This window comes from Streptomyces sp. NPDC006655, assembly GCF_040703965.1.
Lineage (GTDB): Bacteria > Actinomycetota > Actinomycetes > Streptomycetales > Streptomycetaceae > Streptomyces.
In genome coordinates this window covers 89387-108803 of the sequence record NZ_JBEYJU010000020.1, presented here as the reverse complement: position 1 = coordinate 108803, position 19417 = coordinate 89387, and the positions used below count along the sequence as shown (strand labels likewise).

General features: G+C 69.4%; 24 protein-coding genes. 14 read left to right on the top strand and 10 right to left on the bottom strand.

The genetic code is table 11. The features are described from left to right. Nucleotides 1–228: 228 nt before the first annotated feature. On the top strand, nt 229–465 hold the full coding sequence (locus tag AB0958_RS14770; protein WP_366890782.1) for a hypothetical protein: 237 nt from the start codon (nt 229–231) through the stop codon (nt 463–465). A gap of 380 nt (nt 466–845) precedes the next feature. Here AB0958_RS14770 and AB0958_RS14765 read toward each other — a convergent pair whose 3' ends face one another. From AB0958_RS14765 to AB0958_RS14740, 6 genes are all read right to left on the bottom strand, one after another. Further along, on the bottom strand, nt 846–1550 hold the full coding sequence (locus tag AB0958_RS14765) for a hypothetical protein (RefSeq protein WP_360566691.1): 705 nt from the start codon (nt 1548–1550) through the stop codon (nt 846–848). A gap of 3 nt (nt 1551–1553) precedes the next feature. Further along, on the bottom strand, nt 1554–2204 hold the full coding sequence (locus AB0958_RS14760; RefSeq protein ID WP_360566689.1) for a hypothetical protein: 651 nt from the start codon (nt 2202–2204) through the stop codon (nt 1554–1556). Beyond that, the gene (locus AB0958_RS14755; RefSeq protein WP_360566687.1) at nt 2194–2988 is read right to left on the bottom strand and encodes a TIGR04255 family protein; all 795 of its coding nucleotides are present in this window, start codon (nt 2986–2988) and stop codon (nt 2194–2196) included. Before AB0958_RS14755 ends, AB0958_RS14760 begins: the two co-directional genes overlap by 11 nt. Nucleotides 2989–3540: 552 nt before the next feature. Beyond that, nucleotides 3541–3942: a hypothetical protein gene (locus tag AB0958_RS14750; RefSeq protein ID WP_366890789.1), complete on the bottom strand. Its 402-nt coding sequence runs from the start codon at nt 3940–3942 to the stop codon at nt 3541–3543. Beyond that, nucleotides 3942–4370 (bottom strand): ATP-binding protein, encoded by a 429-nt coding sequence (locus AB0958_RS14745; protein WP_366890781.1) that lies wholly within the window; start codon nt 4368–4370, stop codon nt 3942–3944. Before AB0958_RS14745 ends, AB0958_RS14750 begins: the two co-directional genes overlap by 1 nt. A 46-nt stretch (nt 4371–4416) precedes the next feature. Continuing rightward, on the bottom strand, nt 4417–4824 hold the full coding sequence (locus AB0958_RS14740; RefSeq protein WP_366890788.1) for an NUDIX domain-containing protein: 408 nt from the start codon (nt 4822–4824) through the stop codon (nt 4417–4419). A 107-nt stretch (nt 4825–4931) separates the two neighbouring features. Between AB0958_RS14740 and AB0958_RS14735 the strand changes: the two genes are divergently transcribed. The 11 genes from AB0958_RS14735 to AB0958_RS14685 all read left to right on the top strand — a co-directional run bounded on the left by AB0958_RS14735 (nt 4932) and on the right by AB0958_RS14685 (nt 12521). After that, nucleotides 4932–5723, top strand: a complete 792-nt coding sequence (locus AB0958_RS14735; protein WP_366890780.1) for a GntR family transcriptional regulator — start codon at nt 4932–4934, stop codon at nt 5721–5723. A gap of 170 nt (nt 5724–5893) precedes the next feature. Further along, on the top strand, nt 5894–6250 hold the full coding sequence (locus tag AB0958_RS14730) for a hypothetical protein (RefSeq protein ID WP_352222640.1): 357 nt from the start codon (nt 5894–5896) through the stop codon (nt 6248–6250). After that, complete coding sequence (locus AB0958_RS14725) at nt 6250–7626, top strand: FtsK/SpoIIIE domain-containing protein (protein ID WP_366890779.1); 1377 nt, start codon at nt 6250–6252, stop codon at nt 7624–7626. Before AB0958_RS14730 ends, AB0958_RS14725 begins: the two co-directional genes overlap by 1 nt. 88 nt (nt 7627–7714) lie before the next feature. Further along, nucleotides 7715–8347, top strand: coding sequence for a DUF2637 domain-containing protein (locus tag AB0958_RS14720; protein ID WP_366890778.1), 633 nt, complete (start codon nt 7715–7717; stop codon nt 8345–8347). Between the two features lie 264 nt (nt 8348–8611). Further along, nucleotides 8612–8803, top strand: a complete 192-nt coding sequence (locus AB0958_RS14715; protein WP_352093630.1) for a mobile element transfer protein — start codon at nt 8612–8614, stop codon at nt 8801–8803. Between the two features lie 16 nt (nt 8804–8819). Continuing rightward, nucleotides 8820–9014: a hypothetical protein gene (locus AB0958_RS14710; protein WP_132888888.1), complete on the top strand. Its 195-nt coding sequence runs from the start codon at nt 8820–8822 to the stop codon at nt 9012–9014. A 24-nt stretch (nt 9015–9038) separates the two neighbouring features. Further along, nucleotides 9039–9287 (top strand): SpdD protein, encoded by a 249-nt coding sequence (locus AB0958_RS14705; RefSeq protein ID WP_361343408.1) that lies wholly within the window; start codon nt 9039–9041, stop codon nt 9285–9287. Nucleotides 9288–9411: 124 nt separating this feature from the next. Continuing rightward, nucleotides 9412–10737 (top strand): replication initiator, encoded by a 1326-nt coding sequence (locus AB0958_RS14700; protein WP_366890787.1) that lies wholly within the window; start codon nt 9412–9414, stop codon nt 10735–10737. After that, a complete protein-coding gene (locus tag AB0958_RS14695) occupies nt 10730–10969 on the top strand; it encodes a helix-turn-helix domain-containing protein (RefSeq protein ID WP_352093631.1) in 240 nt (79 codons plus the stop codon). Before AB0958_RS14700 ends, AB0958_RS14695 begins: the two co-directional genes overlap by 8 nt. Beyond that, the gene (locus AB0958_RS14690; RefSeq protein ID WP_366890776.1) at nt 10969–12210 is read left to right on the top strand and encodes a tyrosine-type recombinase/integrase; all 1242 of its coding nucleotides are present in this window, start codon (nt 10969–10971) and stop codon (nt 12208–12210) included. The genes AB0958_RS14695 and AB0958_RS14690 overlap by 1 nt, the downstream gene beginning before the upstream one ends. A 14-nt stretch (nt 12211–12224) precedes the next feature. Continuing rightward, nucleotides 12225–12521: a ribosomal protein L7/L12 gene (locus AB0958_RS14685; protein WP_366890775.1), complete on the top strand. Its 297-nt coding sequence runs from the start codon at nt 12225–12227 to the stop codon at nt 12519–12521. An 80-nt stretch (nt 12522–12601) separates the two neighbouring features. Here AB0958_RS14685 and AB0958_RS14680 read toward each other — a convergent pair whose 3' ends face one another. Continuing rightward, the gene (locus AB0958_RS14680; RefSeq protein ID WP_360520297.1) at nt 12602–13363 is read right to left on the bottom strand and encodes a phosphoglyceromutase; all 762 of its coding nucleotides are present in this window, start codon (nt 13361–13363) and stop codon (nt 12602–12604) included. A 165-nt stretch (nt 13364–13528) separates the two neighbouring features. Between AB0958_RS14680 and AB0958_RS14675 the strand changes: the two genes are divergently transcribed. Next, entirely contained in the window at nt 13529–14902 is a 1374-nt protein-coding gene (locus AB0958_RS14675; RefSeq protein ID WP_366890774.1) for an MFS transporter, read from the top strand. 202 nt (nt 14903–15104) lie between these two features. On the opposite strand, the gene AB0958_RS14670 is transcribed toward AB0958_RS14675, so the two are convergent. After that, nucleotides 15105–16256, bottom strand: coding sequence for a right-handed parallel beta-helix repeat-containing protein (locus AB0958_RS14670; RefSeq protein ID WP_366890773.1), 1152 nt, complete (start codon nt 16254–16256; stop codon nt 15105–15107). Nucleotides 16257–16346: 90 nt separating this feature from the next. Continuing rightward, nucleotides 16347–16790: a DUF2000 domain-containing protein gene (locus AB0958_RS14665; RefSeq protein WP_366890772.1), complete on the bottom strand. Its 444-nt coding sequence runs from the start codon at nt 16788–16790 to the stop codon at nt 16347–16349. A gap of 58 nt (nt 16791–16848) precedes the next feature. On the opposite strand from AB0958_RS14665, the gene AB0958_RS14660 reads away from it, so the two are divergent. Continuing rightward, nucleotides 16849–17697 (top strand): AraC family transcriptional regulator, encoded by an 849-nt coding sequence (locus tag AB0958_RS14660; protein WP_366890771.1) that lies wholly within the window; start codon nt 16849–16851, stop codon nt 17695–17697. On the opposite strand, the gene AB0958_RS14655 is transcribed toward AB0958_RS14660, so the two are convergent. After that, nucleotides 17676–19331, bottom strand: a complete 1656-nt coding sequence (locus AB0958_RS14655; protein ID WP_366890770.1) for a glycosyl hydrolase family 28-related protein — start codon at nt 19329–19331, stop codon at nt 17676–17678. The genes AB0958_RS14660 and AB0958_RS14655 overlap by 22 nt on opposite strands. Between the last annotated feature and the right edge of the window lie 86 nt (nt 19332–19417).

Here is a 19417-nt window from a genome sequence, read left to right as displayed (position 1 = left end):
ACCCACTCACCCATCGCCACAACACGAGTCTGGCCCTGCCGCTCACGCGGCAGGGCCAGAACCCCAAGATCTTCATCAGCCTTCTAGGGCCTGTCCGACGGGTCGCGTCACCGGCCCTGCACCCGACAGCAATGTCACCCGAACGGCCTAACATGACGTGTCGCCCACATGGATGAACCGCAAGCTGAGTGGTGTCCCAACCGAGGCAATCCGCGAAAGGCGAACCAAATGCGCATTCGACGAGTCCTCGCCGCCGTCATGGCCACGGCAGCCCTCGCCGGGGTCGGCCTCGCAGGCGCCGCCACCGCCACCGCCACAACCGCGACCGCCACAACCGCCGCCCCCGCCAGCCTCACCCCGGGTGAGTGCGAGCAGGGCGGCGGAACGGTCGATCGGTCGAACTTGTCCTCGGCCCACCTCCCGACCTGCAAGGGTGGCAAGTTCAACGGGCAGGAAGTCGACTAAACCCCACTAGGCGCCCCGCAGCCACGCGCTGCGGGGCGCTCCCACACGAGCGTAGCCGGGAGAGCCGCAGGTACGTGCCGACCGCATTAGAAGTCTCAGCACGGGCCGTAGATCACTCGTCGGCTGACGTCAGCCCGGACGCCGACCAAACGCAGAAGACCCCCGGCCGATACCGACCGGGGGTCTTCGTGCTGGTGCGGTTAACAGGATTTGGACCTGTGGCCTCATCCTTATCAGGTCGATCGCTGCACCCTCGCAAGCCGGAGGAAACCGACCTTGGCGGGCGTGTGGTGACCGCCCGAGGCCGCCCTCGTCCGGCCCGTTCGCCGCTGTTGGTGTCGGCGGTTGATGTCAGACAGCAACCGCCTGACCGCAGGCTCTCAACTCGTGCCCTTGCGTACCTCTCGGAGGTAGCCACGCATCTGGCGCCGCACGTTGCTTCGCCTCTGAGGGTCCCTGAGGAGCACTTGGCGCCGCACTCCGTCTTCTTCCTCCCGAAGCCAAGCAACACACTCGGCGGCCGCTTCCAGGGGCTTTAGCCCATCCTCCTCCCGATCCAGGCACCACTCCTCGACCAGGTCAGCCTCGTCGTAGACCCCTCCATTAGCATTCTGGAACTCAAAGGTTGGAACGACGACGCGACTGAAGTGGTGGACACGACGCTGCAGGAGCAGGTTGAGCCCAAAGTCACTGAGGCAGGCCAACCGGGTGCCGGCCTCAAGCTGCTCTGGTGAGACGTGATAACACGCGTCGAAGAACGCGGCGCTCGGCTGCTTCGGCCCTTCTGCCCCAGGGAAGGGGGCGGGCAGGAAGAAGCGGTTGTAGCACCCCTCCCACTTGCCAGGCTGCCGATGACGGACCTCGGCAACGGTCAACCGAGGCATCAAGTTCACGCCGTCAGTGCGCAGCGAGCAGGGGTGGTCTAGAACCATGACTGTCTTGTGCTGCTTAGTGCCGTCCGTGTCTATGAGCTGCACGCCATCAAACACATCGCCGGTAAGTATCGGACGCGCGGATACTACGTCGTCGCCATAGGCCCGATACAGGTCTTCCGGGTCTACCGGCTTCTCCATCTGATGGGTCACTCGTCACGCCTTCTTGGACCGAATGGACATGGCGCCATCTGACTCGAGGTACACCTCAAAGTCCGACCGGTAGCGTTCGCGCCAGTCCGGGTCGTAGGCGGTGAGGATCTCTTCTTCGTCGCTGTGCCCGCTCGCATGTTCCAGGACCAACCGCGGCTGGCCATCGGTGTACATATCGATCGGTGTGACCGGGGCGCTAGCGGTGAGAGGCATCTCAAACCAGGACGCCACTTCCTGAATGTGGTAACGCTCCGTGATCTCGTCGCACAGCGCGAGCAGGCTGGCGAGCCTCCGGCGGTTCTCGCCCGTGACTCCGCCGGCCCGGCGCCACTTTTGAACCGCAGCAACGCTTACTCCGATCATGCGGGCTACATCGCGCCAGGCGAACCCCAGATCAGCGATCTCGTCCAGGAGCGCCTTGGGCGCGAGCTTCCCCCGCTCGCTGATGCGGTGCTGCCAGGACTGGAAGAGCACTCTCTGATGCAGTTCACTCGTGCTCTCAGCCATGTACTTGCTGGTGCTACGCAGGGAACCTGCCTCCTCGGCAAGCTCGTCCAGTTGGCTGGCGACTGTCGTGACCGGCTCAACCGGTTCGATGAGGTTGGATGACGGCACAGTCGTTGCCGGGGTGGAAAGTCGAGTTTCACTGGTCACGGCGTAGGACCTCCCGGCGGAACTTGTCTGTGATCAGTTGCTCAAACAGAGCGTGGGCGTTCAGCGCAGCAGCGTCGTACCTGGACTCGATGATGTCCCAGTCGAATGTCGGCGTCTCACCTTCCGGGGTCCAGTAGCTGTCGAGGTCGATCAGATAGAAGGGCCCTGGAGGCGGAGTGGGACGCCGTAGGTCACCGCTGGGGTTCACCGCGTAGCCATCTAGGTTGCCGTGGCGGAGCACCACTCCCTCTTGCTGATCTCCGAAGACAGCCATGCCCTGCCACGATCGGGCGGGTCCAGTAGTACCAGCTTCTAGGCTGGCGATGTTCGTGAGGTCGGGGTTGATCCACTGAGCCCAGTCGGCAGGACCTTCAATGCCAGCCCGCACCTCGTTGACGTATCGGACGCCAAGACGCGTCACGCCGTCGGCGGCTGCGACCTTCTGACGTGCATCGACCGCGAGACGCAACAGCTCACGCAGAGCACTGCGCCTCACGTACCGAGTTGTCTCGACGGCGATGGCGTCAAGTCGGAACGTAACCGACGCGGTGTTGTCGCGCGTCATGTAGCGAGGGCTGGGCGGTGTCTGCTCGTTGGTAACCCCAGCTGGCGTCACGGTCATACTGACCGCCCCCGGAGCCGGACGGGAGAGCGGGAACACCTCTGAGAGGTAGCCCTTGAGGGCGGCCTGCTCGGCTTCACTCAGGGCAGCTGTGATCGGATGGCGTAGTTCAACGACCGCTAGTGCTAGCGGCGGATTCGGATAGATCTCGCGAGGCCCCATACCTGTAAAGCTACCGAGATGAAACCAGAACTACAACCAGCCCAACAACCAATCCGCTACGCGCGTAAGTGGTCCAGTAACCGACACGGCCGAGTAGGCCCCGTGCCTACCCAACCCACGACCTCCCCCAGCTCCCATCCCGTCCGCCGTCGACCCACACACCGTGGAGCAGGCGTGGTTCAGGGCGTCCAGGTGGAGCGCGCCACTGTACGAACGACCTGGACGCCCTGGGCCGCGTCTGCTCGGCTCTGCCTGGGTCGGCGGTGGACGGGATGGGAGCCCACCACGCACGCCATCTACGGACCCGCAGTCGGCGGCGGTGCCTCCTCCATCCCGGTGCCGGCCGATCCCCCGCCGGAGGCATCGTCTTTGGCCGTGGGCCGCTCTATGCGGTGATCGACTCATGGCTCCCGGCTCTATCCACATGTGGGCGCGCGTCGGCGCAGCGCGGGCGGAGCGGGCCGAAGGCAGGAGCGGCGCCCGCAGCGGAGCCGGGAGCGCGCCCGGCGGAGCGGAGCGCAGCCGGCTTGAACCTGTAAGGAAGGTTGTAACTCAGTCGGTTGTGTGGGGCGCCTGAGGTGCTGTGTGCGGTTTGAAGTCGTGTGTGCAGAGAGGGAGTTCAACGCCTTGGCGGTGTGCCAGCGGCAGGAAGATCACGGGCCGGATCGCCCACGTGATGCGGGTGCTGGCCTGCGTGACTGTCACCGTGCAGGACTCGGCTCGCAGGAGAGCTTTCCTCGTCGCTATGCGGCCGTCGTACAGCCACTCCCACGCTTCCTGAGACGCGTCGGGGTCGAGTGCCGGTGAGATGGTGCGGAGTGCGATGGCGACCCATCTGTCTGCCTGGGGTGCGGAGTAGGCGTCGAAAGATGCCCGGAGCGCCGGCCATCCCGTCCCGTCGGTGATGTCCTCGGTCCAGCACTCGCACCAGTAGCCCCGCTGCGGCTTGTCCATCAGCACGGGTGGCTTCCGGTCGGTTGGCCCGCGAACAGCTCGGCGGTGACCGTGTAGCCTCCGTCGCTTTCGTGGACGACGACGCGATGAGCGATTGCGCTGACCATGCCCAGGCCTCGGCCGTGCTCGGCCTGCTGGTCCTGGCGCTTGATCTTCGGTGCTGTGCCGGCGGCTCCCTCGTCCGTGACCGACAACGCGACCACCTGTGCTGACACCGCAAGGGCCAGATGGAAGCTGCCCGACTCCTGACCGCTGGCCGTGTGGAGGATCGCGTTCGCGCTCAGCTCGCTCACGATCAGCTCGGCGTCCTCGGCTAAAGGGGAGCCGCGCAGGATGTCGCGGGTCCAGCGGCGGGCACGGCTGACCTCTTCCGGGAAACCTGGGCAACTGAGCCCCCAGACCCGGGCTGTACTCGTATACTCGTGCATACAAGTTCCTTCATGCTGGTAGGCCGCCATGTGCAGCGGGTTCGGGCTAGACGAGTTTCACGCCATCGTGGGCGCGGATCGCAGGTGGAGACGCCGCGTCCATCGCGTCCAGGACGCGGATGGCGTATGCCTCGTCGGCAAGCTCGGAGACTTCTTCGCGGGTGGCCCAGCGCAGTGCGCGGGTCTCGTCGCCGGTCGTGGGCGTGCCGTCGGCTGCCTCGCAGCGGAAGACCAGGGAGACGATCAGGCCCGTCATGTTCTTGTAGACGCCGGTCAGGGCCGCCGGAAGGACGATCTTGATGCCGGTCTCTTCGAGGACTTCGCGTTGCAGGGCCTCGGGAATGGTCTCCTCGCGTTCGAGGACACCGCCCGGCGGTTCCCACTTGCCGTTGTCCCGGCGCTGGATCAGGAGGGCCCGGCCGCGGGTGTCTATGACGACCCCGGCGACGCTCACGGAGTGCGGGCGTTCTGTGCTCACGTTCCTCGGCCCTCTCGGCTGGCTAGGCTCTCCACCGTAGCAACAACACTCGCCCACTCGTCTAGATACCTAAAGGAGTACAAGTGAGCCCTGCTCTTCCTTCGGGCCTCCTCGGAGATCTCGACCCCACGAGCGATCGTGCGGTCTTTAGGCAGATCGCCGACCAGCTGCGCGAAGCCATCGACCGTGGGCGATTCGGCGAGGGCGAGAAGCTGCCCTCAGAGGCTGAGCTTGTCGAGCACTACGGAGTCTCCCGGATGACGGTCCGGAACTCCTTCTCCATCCTCCAGGGGGAAGGGCTCGTCCATGCCGAGCATGGGAAGGGTGTGTTCGTGCGGCCCCGGCCCCCCGTGCGGCGGCTCGCCTCCGACCGGTTCGCCCGGCGGCATCGGGAGCAGGGGAAGTCCGCGTTCATCGTGGAGGCGGATGCGGCCGGCAGTCACCCTCAGGTTGACAGCCTTGAAGTGAAGGAAGAGAAGGCCAGTCAGGACGTCTCCACGCGGCTCGGGTCCGTGCGGCGCGTGCTCGCCCGGCGGCGGCGGTACCTCCTCGACGGCCGGCCGGTCGAGTTCGCCACCTCGTATCTCCCCCTCGACATCGCCCGCGGCACCCAGATCGCCGAACCCAACCCCGGCCCCGGCGGCATCTACGCCCGCCTCGAAGAGCTGGGCCACCGACTCGACCACTTCGAGGAGGAGATCCGTGCGCGGATGCCTTCGCCCGACGAAGTGAAGACGCTCCGACTGGCCTCCGGCGTGCCGGTCATTCACCTGATCCGTACCGCCTTCGACATCGAAGGACGGCCAGTCGAGGTCTGCGACACGGTCATGGCGGCGGACGCCTACGTCCTGTCGTATCAGCTCCCGGCGACCTGATCGTCACGGTTTGCGGTGGTGCGCGGGCGCAGCTCTCCGAACTCGTACACCCCAACACGCATACTCGTATAGACGAGTGGGCAAGTTGTGTGGCAAGGTGATCGTCGTGAGCCCGAGAGATCGGGTTCGCGGACCGCTACATGTATAGACGAGTAGATAGGAAGTGTTTCGTGCGCACCATCCGTGTGGAGACCACCGCCGCCACGATCCTGCTGACCGAGGCTCCCGAGCCGAAGGTCCGCGACCGCCAGACCGGCGAGATCGCCAAGGACGCGGTGAGCGGGGAGGCGCTGATGACCATCGGCGTCGTCTACATCGAGGACGGGGAGTCCTCCCTGATCAAGGTCACCGTGCCGGAGGGCGGCGTTTCCGAGGGGCTGAACCTCGGTGCGCCGGTCTCGCTCCCCGGCCTCGTCGCCCGGCCATGGGAGTCCGTGTTCAACGGGCAGCAGCGTCACGGCATCGCCTATCGCGCCGCCGCCGTCACACCGGCCGCGTTCCCGGCCGCCATGGGGGCCACCGCCTGATGACCGACCTGACAACGCTCCTGGAGGTGGGTGGTCCTGTCGCCGCGCTCAGCGGTGGGGCCGCGTACACCCGGGCCAAGCACCCGGCGGCCTACTGGTCCGCCGTCGGCGGCCCGATGTCCACGGTCCGCCTGCTCAGCACGTACGGCTCCGTCATGGAAGCCTGCGGACTGACCGTCGCGCCCTCCCGGCTGCGGGTCCTCGCCGTCAAAGCCACCACCCGGCGGGAAGTCCGGGCGGTCCCGCCCCGCCGGGGCATCATCCGTCCCACCTCGACCGGGCTGCGGCTTCGCCTCCGGCTCGCTCCGGGGCAGGAACCCGCCGACGTCGCCGCCTCGGCCGAGCGGTTGCGGCACGCCTGGGGAGTGCATGCCGTCTACGTCACCACGGTGAAGCCGGGTGTCGTGGAACTGCGGCTCGTCGGCTACGACGTCCTGCGGCGGGTACGCATGCCCCGCAAGACCGGCGGTGGGTTCCTCAAGGTGCCGGTGGCGCTGCGCGAGGATGCCATGCCCTTCGTCCGCGACTACCGCACCGTTCCCCACCAACTCACCCTCGGCGCAACCCTGTCCGGCAAGTCCATGTACCTCCGGCACCTCATCACCGGACTCGCCCCTCAGCCCGTCGCACTCGTCGGAATCGACTGCAAGCGGGGCGTCGAACTGGCGCCGTTCTCAGCCCGACTCTCGGCTCTCGCCACCGACCCGGACGAAGCTGCCGAGCTGCTGCCCGTCCTGGTCAAGGAAATGGAGGATCGATACGACCTGATCAAGGAACGGCAGGGCATCGCACCCGGCACCCCGGACGAGGAGATCACTTCCGACATCTGGGGCCTGCCGGAGAGCGAACGCCCCGTGCCTATCGTCCTGTTCGTTGACGAGGTGGCCGAACTCTTCCTCACCGCGACCCGCAAGGACGAGGAACGGCGGGACGACATGGTCACCCAGCTCATCCGTCTCGCCCAGCTCGGCCGCGCCGCCGGCATCTACCTGGAGGTGTGCGGGCAGCGCTTCGGCGCCGAACTCGGCAAGGGCGCCACCATGCTCCGGGCCCAGCTCACCGGCCGCGTGTGCCACCGTGTCAACGACGAAGCCTCCGCCAAGATGGCCCTCGGCGACATCGCTCCCGAAGCGGTCTTCGCCGCCTGTGCCATCGCTCCTGAGCTGCCCGGTCTCGCCGTCGCGGGCGACACCTCCGGCGGCTGGTCCCGCATCCGCACCCCGTACCTCTCCCTCGGTGATGCCGCCGGGTCCTGCCGGGAGGCGGCGGACCTGGTGCCCGACCTGCCTTCGCTCAAGCCCTTCCGGCCTCACGTGCCCGTACACCTGGTCGAGACTCCGGCCCCGGTCGTCCGGCCACGTCCGGTGACCGACTGACCGTCGTCCCTTCCTCGCAACGGTCGGCGTGACCGCCTCGCGCCATTTCCCTACCCCTCCCATGCCCGAAACCGAAAGGAGCCGGACCGTGCGCGTCCACCTCGGCCGTGTCGACGCGGTGTTGGTCCAAGCGCTCATTGCTGCCGCGCTGTCCTTCGCCCACCTCCATGACGTAGCCACGGCGGCCGGGCAGGACGGGTGGAAAGCCTGGGCCTACCCGATCAGCGTTGACCTGCTGCTTGTCGCCGCATGGCGTCGACTCCGCTCCGGGACGGCCAAAGCGGCGGCCTGGTGCTGGTTCGTCATCGCCCTCGTCGCATCCCTCGGAGCGAACGTCGCCACCGCCGGCCTCCTCGACCTGGACGACGTCCCCGCCTGGCTACGAATCCTCGTCGCCGGATGGCCCGCCGTCGCCTTCCTCGGCGGCACCCTCCTCGCCCACTCAGCGCCGAAAGCAGCCACCGAAGAGGTCGGCGCCGACGTCATCGAGGACCAGGAGCACGAGCCCGAAGCCACACCAGCCCCGCCGCCTGTCCAACCCGCCATCGAGGCGCCGCCGGAACAGCCGCCCGTCCCGGTCCCGGCCGCCCTGGTCGACCACGCCCGAAAGGTCGCCGCCGAACACCACACCCGCACCGGTACCCCGATCGACACACCGACCCTCCGCGCCCGCCTCGGCGTCCCGGCCCCCATGGCCGAAGCCGTTGCTGCGCAGCTCTGAGGCGAATGCCGATGAGGGGGTTATCGCTTCCTCAGCGCTCGCCGCGTTCCGACAACGGCCGAAATGATCATGACCTCAAGGCAGCACGTGGTGATCACGGTGGCCCAGGACTCGCCCACCCACCACCTTCCCCCAACACACGCGAGCCCAAGTACCAACGCGGCCGTACCGAAGGCGGCGAGCCGCCGTGCCCCTTGTGACATGCCGCCTATCTACACGTCGTCACGCCCAACAGGCAAGCGATCAAAGGGAAGGACACCTCTCTTGCCAGCCAACCGCCGCTTCCGCAACGTCATCCGGATCGGTCCCGTCCAGGTCGGCACCGCCTACGACGACCGGGGCCGCGAGAAGCACACCGCCGCCTGCACCGCCCCGCGTTGTGGCTTCTCCGCCGACTACGACAGCCGCGCCGCCGCCGAACTCGCCGCCCGCACCCACCGCTGCCCCGTCCGCTGAAAGGACCCTGCGCCCCGTGACCCTCAACCTTCCGCTCGTCGTCGTCCTCGGTTTCTTCGCCTGGGCGGCCGTCAAGTACCTCGGCGTCCGCACCTGGATCGTCGTCCTGGTCGCCCTCTTCGGCTTCTGGCTCTCCCACACCTTCCTCGCCCCCGCCATCGAATCCGGCACCCGTTCCGGCGTGACCGTCATAAACGGCTCACATGCCTAGACGAGTAGATAAGGAGTCTTGACCGTGTTCCTGCCCAAGTACCCCGACAGCCCCACCCCGCCGCCCGCACACACCCACACCCCGACCGACCCGGCCCCCACCCGGCGCTCCGCACTCCCGGCCGTCTCCGTCAGCACCGGCGCCGTCGTCGCCGTGCTCACGGGCGGCGTGGTCCTCACCGCGCTCCTGACCGCCGTTGCCGTCTCGGCCATCTCCGTGGCCATCGCCGCCGTGGTCCTGCGCTCCCTGCTGCGCGAACACAACCGGCGCTGAACCGTGCCCGACCCCTGGGGCGGCCACGACACCGCCAAGCATCCGGCCGCCCCGGGGCCCGTCACCCCCTGACCGAGCCAGCCAGAAGGAGCCCGCCATCTTCACCCGCACCACCCCGCCCCCGCTGCGCGAACTCACCAACCTCGCCGCAGGCGGCACCCTGCCCGGTATCCTCCGCCAACTCTCCGGCCTCGGCGGCTGCACCAACCCCATCCGCCTCGACGGCCACCGCACCGAGTACGACGTCGACACCACCACCGGCGAGATCGGCCGCATCCTCCAGCACCTCGACTCCACCGACCTGCCCGCCGGCCAACTCCTCGTCCGCTGCAACAACCGCCGCACCACCCGCTGCCCGGCCTGCGCCGAGGTCTACCGCCGCGACACCTTCCACCTGATCACCACCGGACTCCGCGGCGGCAAGGGCACCCCCGAACACGTCGCCACCCACCCCCGCGTCTTCGCCACCTTCACCGCTCCTGGCTTCGGCCCCGTCCACAACCGCCGCACCGACAACCGCCCCTGCCGCTGCGGCACCCACCACGACCAGGACGACGACGCCCTCGGCACCCCACTCGACCCCGACACCTACGACTACGAAGCCGCCGTCCTCTGGAACGCCCACGCGGGCGCCCTCTGGCAGCGCTTCTCGATCTACCTCCGGCGGGAAGTAGCCAAGCGCGCAGGCCTCTCACAGCGCCGCCTCCGCGACCACGCCCGCCTCTCCTTCGCCAAGGTCGCCGAATACCAAAAGCGCGGCGCCGTCCACTTCCACGCCGTCATCCGCCTCGACGGCCCGAACGGCGGCGACACCCCACCCCCGCCCTGGGCCACCGCCGAACTCCTCACCGACGCCATCCAAACGGCCGCTGCCAAGGTCCGCGTCGACGGCCCGACCCTCGACGGCCGCACCCACACCTTCACCTTCGGCCGCCAACTCGACGTCCGAACCATCCGATCCGCCGACTTCAACGACGACCAGGAACTCACCGAACGGGCCGTTGCTTCGTACATCGCGAAGTACGCCACCAAGGGCGCTGAGACCGCCACGGGCGCTCTCGACCGGCCGCTGAAGTTCGCCGCCGAACTCGCTCAGCTCGGCATCAGCGACCACGCCCGCCGCCTCATCCGAACCGCCTGGACCCTCGGCGCCCGCAAGAGCCTCGAACACCTCCGCCTGCGTGCCTGGGCTCACATGCTCGGCTTCCGCGGCCACTTCTCCACCAAATCCCGCCGCTACTCCACCACCCTCGGCGCTCTCCGCGACGCCCGCGCCGAATGGCGCCGAGCACAGGCGGCAGCGACCACCACACCCGAAAACGCGCCCGGGACAACGTACGTCCTCGCGCACTGGGTCTTCGCCGGCACCGGGCTCTCCGACGCCGAAGCCTGGCTGTCCGCATCCCTCGAACCAACCCCCGGAACCGAAGGAGAACCCACCCGTGGCTAGCCGCCGCCTCGCCCTGGCCGACGTGGCCACCGAACCGCGCACCCTGCCCGCGCGGTACCTGACCCCCGAGGACCTGGTGGAGATGTTCGAGCTGCCCAGCGTCGAGACGGTGTACCAGTGGCGCCGCAAGCGCACTGGGCCCCGTGGCTTCCGTGTCGGTCGGCACCTGCGCTTCGACCCGGCCGACGTTCGGGCCTGGGTGGACTCGCAGCGTGAGGGGGCGGCTGCCTGATGGCCGGACACATCCAAGACCGCTGGTACAGAACCGAGGTCGGACAGGACGGCAAGGACCGCAAGGTCAAGACCGAGCGCTACGGCACCGGCATGCGCTACCGGGCCCGGTACGTCGGTCCGGACGGCACGGAGAAGTCAAAGAGCTTCCCCGACCGGCAAAAGCGACTCGCCGAACAGTGGCTCGCCCACATCGAGGCGGACATGGCGCGCGGGCAGTACATCGACCCGCGCGCGGCACGGATCACCTTCCAGCAGTACGCGGAAACCTGGGTGGAGACGCAGGGAGCGGACCCCAACACACAGGCCTCGATGGAGTCGCAACTCCGCCTGCACGCCTTCCCTCATCTGGGATCGCGGCCGCTCGGTTCCTTCCAGCCCGCCCATATCCGCGACTGGGTGCGGAAGCTCCAGGAGAACGGTGTCCGGGGCTCGTACGCCCGGACGATCTACTCCAACGTTCGTGCCGCGCTGAGTGCGGCGGTGGACGACGGACACCTTCCGCGCAACCCGTGCGCAGCCCGCTCGGTCCGGCCGCCCACAGTCGACACCAAGCGGGTCGCCCCCTGGACAACGGAACGGCTCTTCGCCGTCCGCGCCGGCATGCCCGAGCGCTTCCAAGCCATGGTCGACCTGGGTGCCGGCTGCGGGCTCCGCCAAGGCGAGATCCTCGGCGTCGCCGTCGACGCCATCGACTTCGGTTCGGACACACTTCACGTGGTCCAGCAGCTCAAGCTGAGTCGGAGCAAGGCGGTGTTCGCTCCGCCCAAAGGCGGCAAGCTGCGGGACGTACCCCTTCCCGCGCCGGTCGCCGATGCACTGCGGGCCCACATGAAGCGTTTCCCGCCGGTCGAGATCACCTTGCCGTGGAAGGTGGCCGACGGGCCTCCGGTGACCAAGCGGCTGATCTTCACCGGGCCGCGGGGCGGGCACGTCTGGCGTACGTCCCTCAACGAGGAGGTGTGGAAGCGGGCCCTCGCCTCGGCTGGCGTGATCCCCGAGCGGAAGCCGGGCGGGTCGTACGCCGAGTCCCGCGAGAACGGCATGCACGCCCTGCGCCACTTCTACGCATCGGTCCTCCTGGACGCCGGAGAGAGCATCAAGGCCCTCGCCGAGTACCTGGGCCACTCGGACCCCGGCCTGACTCTTCGCGTGTACGCGCACCTCATGCCGTCGAGCCAGGAGCGCACCCGAAAAGCCGTGGCTGCCATCTTCGAGGGCGCATACGCTCCCGTTCGCTGAGGCAGGAGGGCGAGATGTCCGACGAAGAGTCCACGGAGTACTACACGCTGATCTGCGACGACCCGTCCCACGAGGTGGTGCTCGTGGACTGCGGAGCCCGCGAGATGGATGTGATCCTGGCAGTGCGCAAGGTGACCGGGCAGAGCTTGTGGCACAGCCGGGACCTGGCGCGCCAGGCGCCCGTCACCCTCCTTGGGGGTCTGTCCGCATACAGGGCCCAGTCCGCTGTCGCTGTGCTCCGGAGCGCCGGCGCCAGAGCGGAGTGGAGACAGGAGCCGGAGCCCGGAGAGCGTGCGGCCCCATCGCCCTGACGGCCCAGAGACGGCCCAGAGGCAGCAACAAGCCCCCTACTCGCGGAGAAACCGCAGGTAGGGGGCTTGTTCGTGCGGGCTTACTTCTTCTTGCCCTGGTTCTTGACCGCCTCGATGGCCGCTGCTGCGGCTTCCGGGTCGAGGTAGCGGCCGCCGGGGGTGGTCGGGGTGAAGTCGGGGTTGAGTTCGTAGTAGAGGGGGATGCCGGTGGGGATGTTCAGGCCCGCGATGTCGGCGTCCGAGATGCCGTCCAGGTGCTTGACCAGGGCGCGGAGGCTGTTGCCGTGGGCGGCGACCAGGACCGTGCGGCCGGCCAGGAGGTCGGGGACGATGCCGTCGTACCAGTACGGGAGCATGCGGACGACGACGTCCTTGAGGCACTCCGTGCGGGGGCGCAGCTCCGGCGGGATGGAGGCGTAGCGGGCGTCGGCGGACTGGGAGAACTCCGAGTCGTCGGCCAGCGGCGGGGGCGGGGTGTCGTACGAGCGGCGCCAGAGCATGAACTGCTCCTCGCCGAACTCGGCCAGGGTCGCCGCCTTGTCCTTGCCCTGGAGCGCGCCGTAGTGGCGCTCGTTCAGGCGCCAGCTGCGGTGGACCGGGATCCAGTGGCGGTCGGCCGCCTCGAGGGCGAGCTGCGCCGTGCGGATCGCGCGCTTCTGGAGGGACGTGTGGACCACGTCGGGCAGGAGGTCGGCGTCCTTCAGGAGCTCACCGCCGCGGACTGCCTCCTTCTCGCCCTTCTCGTTGAGGTTGACGTCCACCCAGCCGGTGAACAGGTTCTTCGCGTTCCACTCGCTCTCGCCGTGGCGGAGGAGGATCAGCTTGTACGGTGCGTCGGCCATGGGTTAGAGCGTAATCGACGTGTTCGGGCCGGGGAGCCGACGGCAGGGGGACGTCCCAGGGGGCGGACAGTTGACTGCATTTGTTAATTGAGTGGCTCAGGAGAGCGAGGGGTCAGTAAGTTCCGTTCAAGCCTCGCACCACTTACTTCTTGCCCTGGGGGAACCATGCCGTCCGCCGTCCTGCGCCGCGCCGTCCGGGAGACGGTTTCCGGCCTGCCCCGGGAGTTCTGGTGGCTGTGGACCAGCACCCTCGTCAACCGGCTGGGCGCCTTCGTCGCCACGTACATGGCCCTCTACCTCACGTTGGACCGGGGGTACAGCGCCTCGTACGCCGGGCTCGTCGCCTCGCTGCACGGGCTGGGCGGCGTCGTGTCCTCGCTGGGCGGCGGGGTGATGGCGGACCGGCTGGGACGGCGGCCCACTCTGCTCGTCGCGCAGAGCGCCACCGCCGGTGCCGTCGCGCTGCTCGGGTTCGTGCAGGACCCCGTCGCCATCGCCGCCGTCGCCTTCCTCGTCGGCATGGCCTCCAACGCCTCCCGGCCCGCCGTGCAGGCGATGATGGCCGACATCGTGAGGCCCGAGGACCGGGTGCGGGCGTTCTCGCTCAACTACTGGGCCATCAACCTCGGGTTCGCCTTCTCGTCCGTGGGCGCCGGGTTCGTCGCCGAGGTCAGCTATCGCGCCGGGTTCCTCGTCGAGGCCGGGATGACCGCCCTGTGCGCGGTCCTCGTCTTCCTCAAGCTGCCCGAGTCCCGGCCGCAGCGCACCGTCAAGGAGGCCGAGAAGGTCGGCCTCGGGAGCGTGGTGCGCGACGGCCGGTACATGGCCGTCGTCGGGCTGTCGTTCCTCGTCGCGCTGGTCTTTCAGCAGGGGTCCGTCGGATTGCCGGTGGCCATGGGCCGGGCCGGGTTCACGCCCGCCGACTACGGCATGGCCATCGCCGTGAACGGCGTGCTGATCGTGGTGCTGCAGATTCCGGTCACGCGCGTCATCGAGCACCGCGATCCGCGGTCCCTGCTCGTCGTGTCGTCCCTGCTCGCGGGGTACGGCTTCGGGCTCACCGCCTTCGCCGGGTCGGTCGGGGTGTTCGCGCTCACCGTGTGCGTGTGGACGCTCGCGGAGATCGTCAACGCGCCGACCCAGACCGGGCTCGTGGTACGGCTCTCGCCGGTCCACGGGCGGGGGCGCTACCAGGGGATGTACACGCTGTCCTGGTCCGCCGCCGCGCTCATCGCGCCGCTGATGTCCGGTGTCGTGATCGACCGGTTCGGGGCGCGGTGGCTGTGGGGGCTGTGCGCAGTGGTCGGTACGGGGGCCGCGCTCGGGTACGGGCTGCTGATGCGCCGCCTTCCGGAGGAGGACGCGTCGGTCGCGCCCAACGCGGACGCGGTGGAGGGCGGCGCGACGAACGCGGCTGCGGCTGCGGCCGGGGCGACGAACGCGGCTGCGGCTGCGGCCGGAGCGAGGAACACGGCTGCGGGCGGGGCGGAGGCAGCGGCTGCGGGCGGGGCGGAGGCGGCGGCCGAGGCATGCGCCTGACGACCACCGCCCGGCTCACGGTCGCCCCCGCCCACGGCAGCCGAGGTACGGGCCTGGCGGACGGCGCCCCGCTCGCGGTCACAGCCCCCGCACAGCACCCCGGCTGCACACCTGACGGACGGCACATCCGGCACAGCACCCCAGCACCCCAGCACCCCAGCCGCAGGCCTGGCGGGCGTCGGCCCGGTCGGGTCGGGTCGGGTCAGTCCGTGCAGCCCGTGACCGTGACGGGGCTGCCCGCGCAGTTGGTCGGGGTGTTCCGGGTGATCGTCGCATCGCGGACCGCGAACTGGTTGGTGGTGTAGACGCCTCCGGGAGCCACCCTGGAGGCGTTGTCGCGGACGTCGGTGTGATCGAGGGTGACGTGTCCGGCGTCGTTGTAGATGCCGCCGGCCCGGGAGGTGCCGTTGCCGTTCGCGCTGTTGGTGAGGACCTCGCTGTCCTCGAGGACGAGCACGGCGTTGCCCGTGGCGTTGTAGATGCCGCCGCCGACGCCCGCCGTGCCTCCGACGACGTTGCCGACGACCTCGGTCTTCGTCAGCCGCAGCCGCGACAGGTTCCAGATCCCGCCGCCCTCGTCACCGGCCGCCGTGTTGTTCGCGACCTTGCTCCCGCTGACCTCCAGTGACGCGCTGCCGCTGACGGCGACCCCACCGCCCCGCCAGGCGGACGTGTTGCGCCTGATGAGGCTCGCGTCGACGAAGGTGTTGCCGGCGGCCAGGTAGAGCGCGCCGCCGACGCTCCGGGCGTGGTCGCGGCTGAACTCGGTGCCCTGCACGCTCAGCGTGCCGGCGCTGTAGACCCCGCCCCCGTCGGCCGCGTTGTCGAACGCCACCCAGCCGTTGCGGACGACCGCCGTGGCGTTCGGGGACACCGCCACCCCGCCCCCGTTGCCGGTGGCGGTGTTGTCGATCACGTCGACGCCGGACAGTGTGAGCCTGCCGCGACTGTCGACGAGCACTCCCCCGCCGTCCCCGTCGGTGCTGCCGCCGCGGACGGTGAGGTCCTCCAGCCGGAGGTTGCCGCCCTCGGCGACGTGGAAGATCCGGAAGGTGGCGGGCGGGTTCCCGGAACGGACGATCGTCGCGCCGTTGCCCCGGATCGTGAGCTTCTGGTCGACGACCGGCAGACCGTCACCGGTGCTGAAGGGAGCGGTCAGCCGGTAGGTGCAGCCGGCGGCGAGGGACAGGACCTCCCCCGGTGACGCGGTGGCGACGGCGGTCGTCAACGCCGTCGAGTTGCAGGCGACCGGTGTGGCCGAGGAGTCGTCGCCGGCCGCTGCCGGTCCGCCCGCCGCACAGGTGACGATCGCCGCCGCGACCACGGCCGAGCTGGGGAATCGGAGGTATCGCATGTTTCTGAGATGCGACATTCGCGAAGATGATGGTCAAATACAATGATCAGCTCACCCGGTCACGCCATGCGATTCCTCCGGTCGGCGCAGTCACGGGTGCATCCGCGCCCCCTTCAGCACCTTGTCCACCCCGTTCCGCGGCCCGTACACGGCGAGCCCGACCAGGTCCAGCTCGGCGGTGGGTACGGCACGGACCGCCGCGCGGTTGTCGCGGTCGTTACCGGTCGTGAACAGGTCCGCGGTGAAGACGGCACGGAACAGCGCCCGGCTCAGGGCCCGCTCGTGCGCCGCCCTCAGCGTCTCCTTCGTCCCCTCGAAGACCAGCACCGGCTGCCGGAACATCGGCAGGTACGCCACCCCGTCGGCGTCCTCGTAGGGCTCCCCGACCACCTCGGGGACGCTCAGGCCCACTCCGCTGACCAGGAACGCGGTGACGTTGAGGCGCTGCCAGGGCTCCAGATCCTCGCGCAGCAGTACGGCGATCTTCGTGTCGAAACGGACGGGTTCGGTGCCCGTGGAACTCAAGGAACTCATGGAACTCATGGCATGAGACTGCCGATCGTCGTACGACCTCGTCTTGTACGTTGTTTGCATGGCCAACCGGCAGCCCGCCACCGCCCGGCAGCCCGCCACCCAGGAAGTCACCGCGTGGCGGCCCCGGGTCCCGGGCGTCACCGAGGTCTTCCACGCGCGCTTCACCGGGTACGCCTATCCGATGCACGTCCATGACGCCTGGACGCTGCTCATCGTGGACGACGGCGCCGTACGGTACGACCTCGACCGGCACGAGCACGGCACCCCGGGCGACACGGTCTCGCTGCTGCCCCCGCACGTGCCGCACAACGGCTCCCCGGCCACCGCGGACGGCTTCCGCAAGCGGGTGGTCTACCTGGACGGGGCGCTGCTCGGCGACGACCTCATCGGGGCCGCCGTCGACGGCCCCGACCTGCGCGACCCCCTGCTGCGGCAGCGCGTCGGCCGGCTGCACACCGCGCTCGCCCGCCCCGGCGACGAGCTGGAGGCAGAGAGCCGGCTCACCCTCATCGGCGAACGGCTGCGCGACCTGCTCCGCCCCCGGCGGGAGACCCGGCCGGGGACCCGCCCGGAGACCCGGCGGCGCCCCGACCCGGCGCTCGCCCGCACCCTGCGCGAACTCCTCGACGAACGGGTCACCGAGGGGCTCGCCCTGGAGGAGGCCGCCCGGCTGCTGTACGCCCATCCGGCCCATCTGGTACGCGCGTTCAGCGGCGCGTACGGCATCGCCCCGCACCAGTACCTGATGTCCCGCCGGGTCGGCCGGGCCCGTCGGCTGCTGCTCGACGGCGTCCCGCCCGGCGAGACGGCCACCGCCACCGGCTTCTACGACCAGGCCCACCTGACCCGGCACTTCAAGAGGCTGGTGGGGGTGACCCCGGGGCGCTACCGGGACAGCGCGCGCTGAGCCTCGTACAGGTTCCGTGGCCGTACCGCGTCCCAGGTGCCGTACAGGTCGAGGCGGGAGTGCAGGTCGCCGGTGAAGTCCGGTACGTCGATCTGGTCGAAGTCGGTGACCGTGTTGAGGCCGACGGTGGCGGAGTACGGGGCGAGGCCGTCGAGGCGCATCAGGCCCGCCCTGCCGTTGGTCACGCGTACGTTCCAGTGGGTGAACCGGGCTCCGAACAACGGGCCCGCGTTGGCGTCGCCGCCGTGCCGGCCGTTGTTGTCCACCGTGATGTCGGTGCGGACGTTCGCGAAGGGCAGGCCCCGGTGGGAGTCGAAGGTGCCCATCTGCATCTCGCCGCGTGACCAGACGTTGTGGGACGACAGGCCCTCGACGTTGATGCCGTGCAACTGGGTGTCGGACGGCGCCGGGACCGTGCGCTGTTCGATCGTGAAGTCCTCGACGAGGTTGTCGTGGGAGCCCTCGCGGCAGAAGTAGGGGTGGTGTTCGCCCCGGCCGCCGACCCGGGTGCGGCGCAGGGTGCAGGCGGAGGCGGCGACCAGGCCGAAGCCGTTGTCGACGTTGCGGACCGTGACGTCGTCCACCCAGCAGTCGTACGCGCACTGCAAAACGACCCCGTTGTAGCCCTTGTCGAGGAGGTGCGGGGACTGCGGGGTCTCCCTCACGTCCAGGGTGAGGCCCTCGACCCCGGATCCGGTCAACTCCCTCACATGGGTGGTGAACTGGGGGTTCCACTCGGGGCGCAGGTCCACCGGGAGCGGGCGTTCCAGGGTCACCCGGCGGCCGCGGACGGCGGTGACGCGGACGGGCCATTCGTACGGGACGTAGGACAGCAGCTTGGTCTTGTCCTCCCAGTAGTAGGCCGCGGGGCCCGGACCGCCGCCCGACATGTGCTGGAGGAGGGTGTGGGCGGTGTCGTCGGAGACGCGGAGCAGGACCAGGCGGCCGGGGCGGAGCCGGGAGGCGTCGGCGACGGTGACCGTCCAGTCGCCCCGGTGGGCCGGCGCCACCGGCGTCAGCGGCTGCCACTCGTCGCGCTTGTTGCCGGTCCAGCCCTCGAACGGCCAGGCCTGCGCCCGGACGGCGGCCACCAGGGAGTCCCACCGGGCCTTGGGCGCCAGCCAGATCAGGCCGCCCGCCCAGGACCACGCCGACTTGGTGCCGCCGTAGCGGGAGCCGTAGGGGCCGATCAGCTCGGTGAGACTCTTCGTCGCATACAGGGTGGTACGGCCGCTGCCCGCGCCGCGCAGCACCACGTTGTCGTACCCGAGCTGGATCAGGCCGTCGATGCGGAAGGTGCCGGGCGGGATGGCGACCGTGCCACCGCCGGCCCTGGCGGCTGCGGCGATGGCACGGTTGATCGCGGGGGCGCAGTCCGTGACGCCGTCGGCCACGGCGCCGTGGGCGCGTACGTCGGTCACCACGGGGAGCCGGCGGATGCGTGCGGCGCCGGCCCGTCCGACGTACGGGATCTGTGGGTGGGTGAAGGGCGTCCGTACGAACTCGCGCCAGAGACCGGGGGCTTGAGCGTCGGAGGCGCGGGCGGTGCCGGCACCCGCCACCGCGGTCGCGGCCACCGCGGTGGCGCCAGCGAGCAGGGTGCGTCTGGTCATGCCGTGGTGCGCGGTACTCATTCCGTACGCCCTTCCATGCGAGTCAGTCATGGATGTGAACGACGTTCAGATCTGCGTCGAGCGTGAGCATGCCACGGCGATCGCGG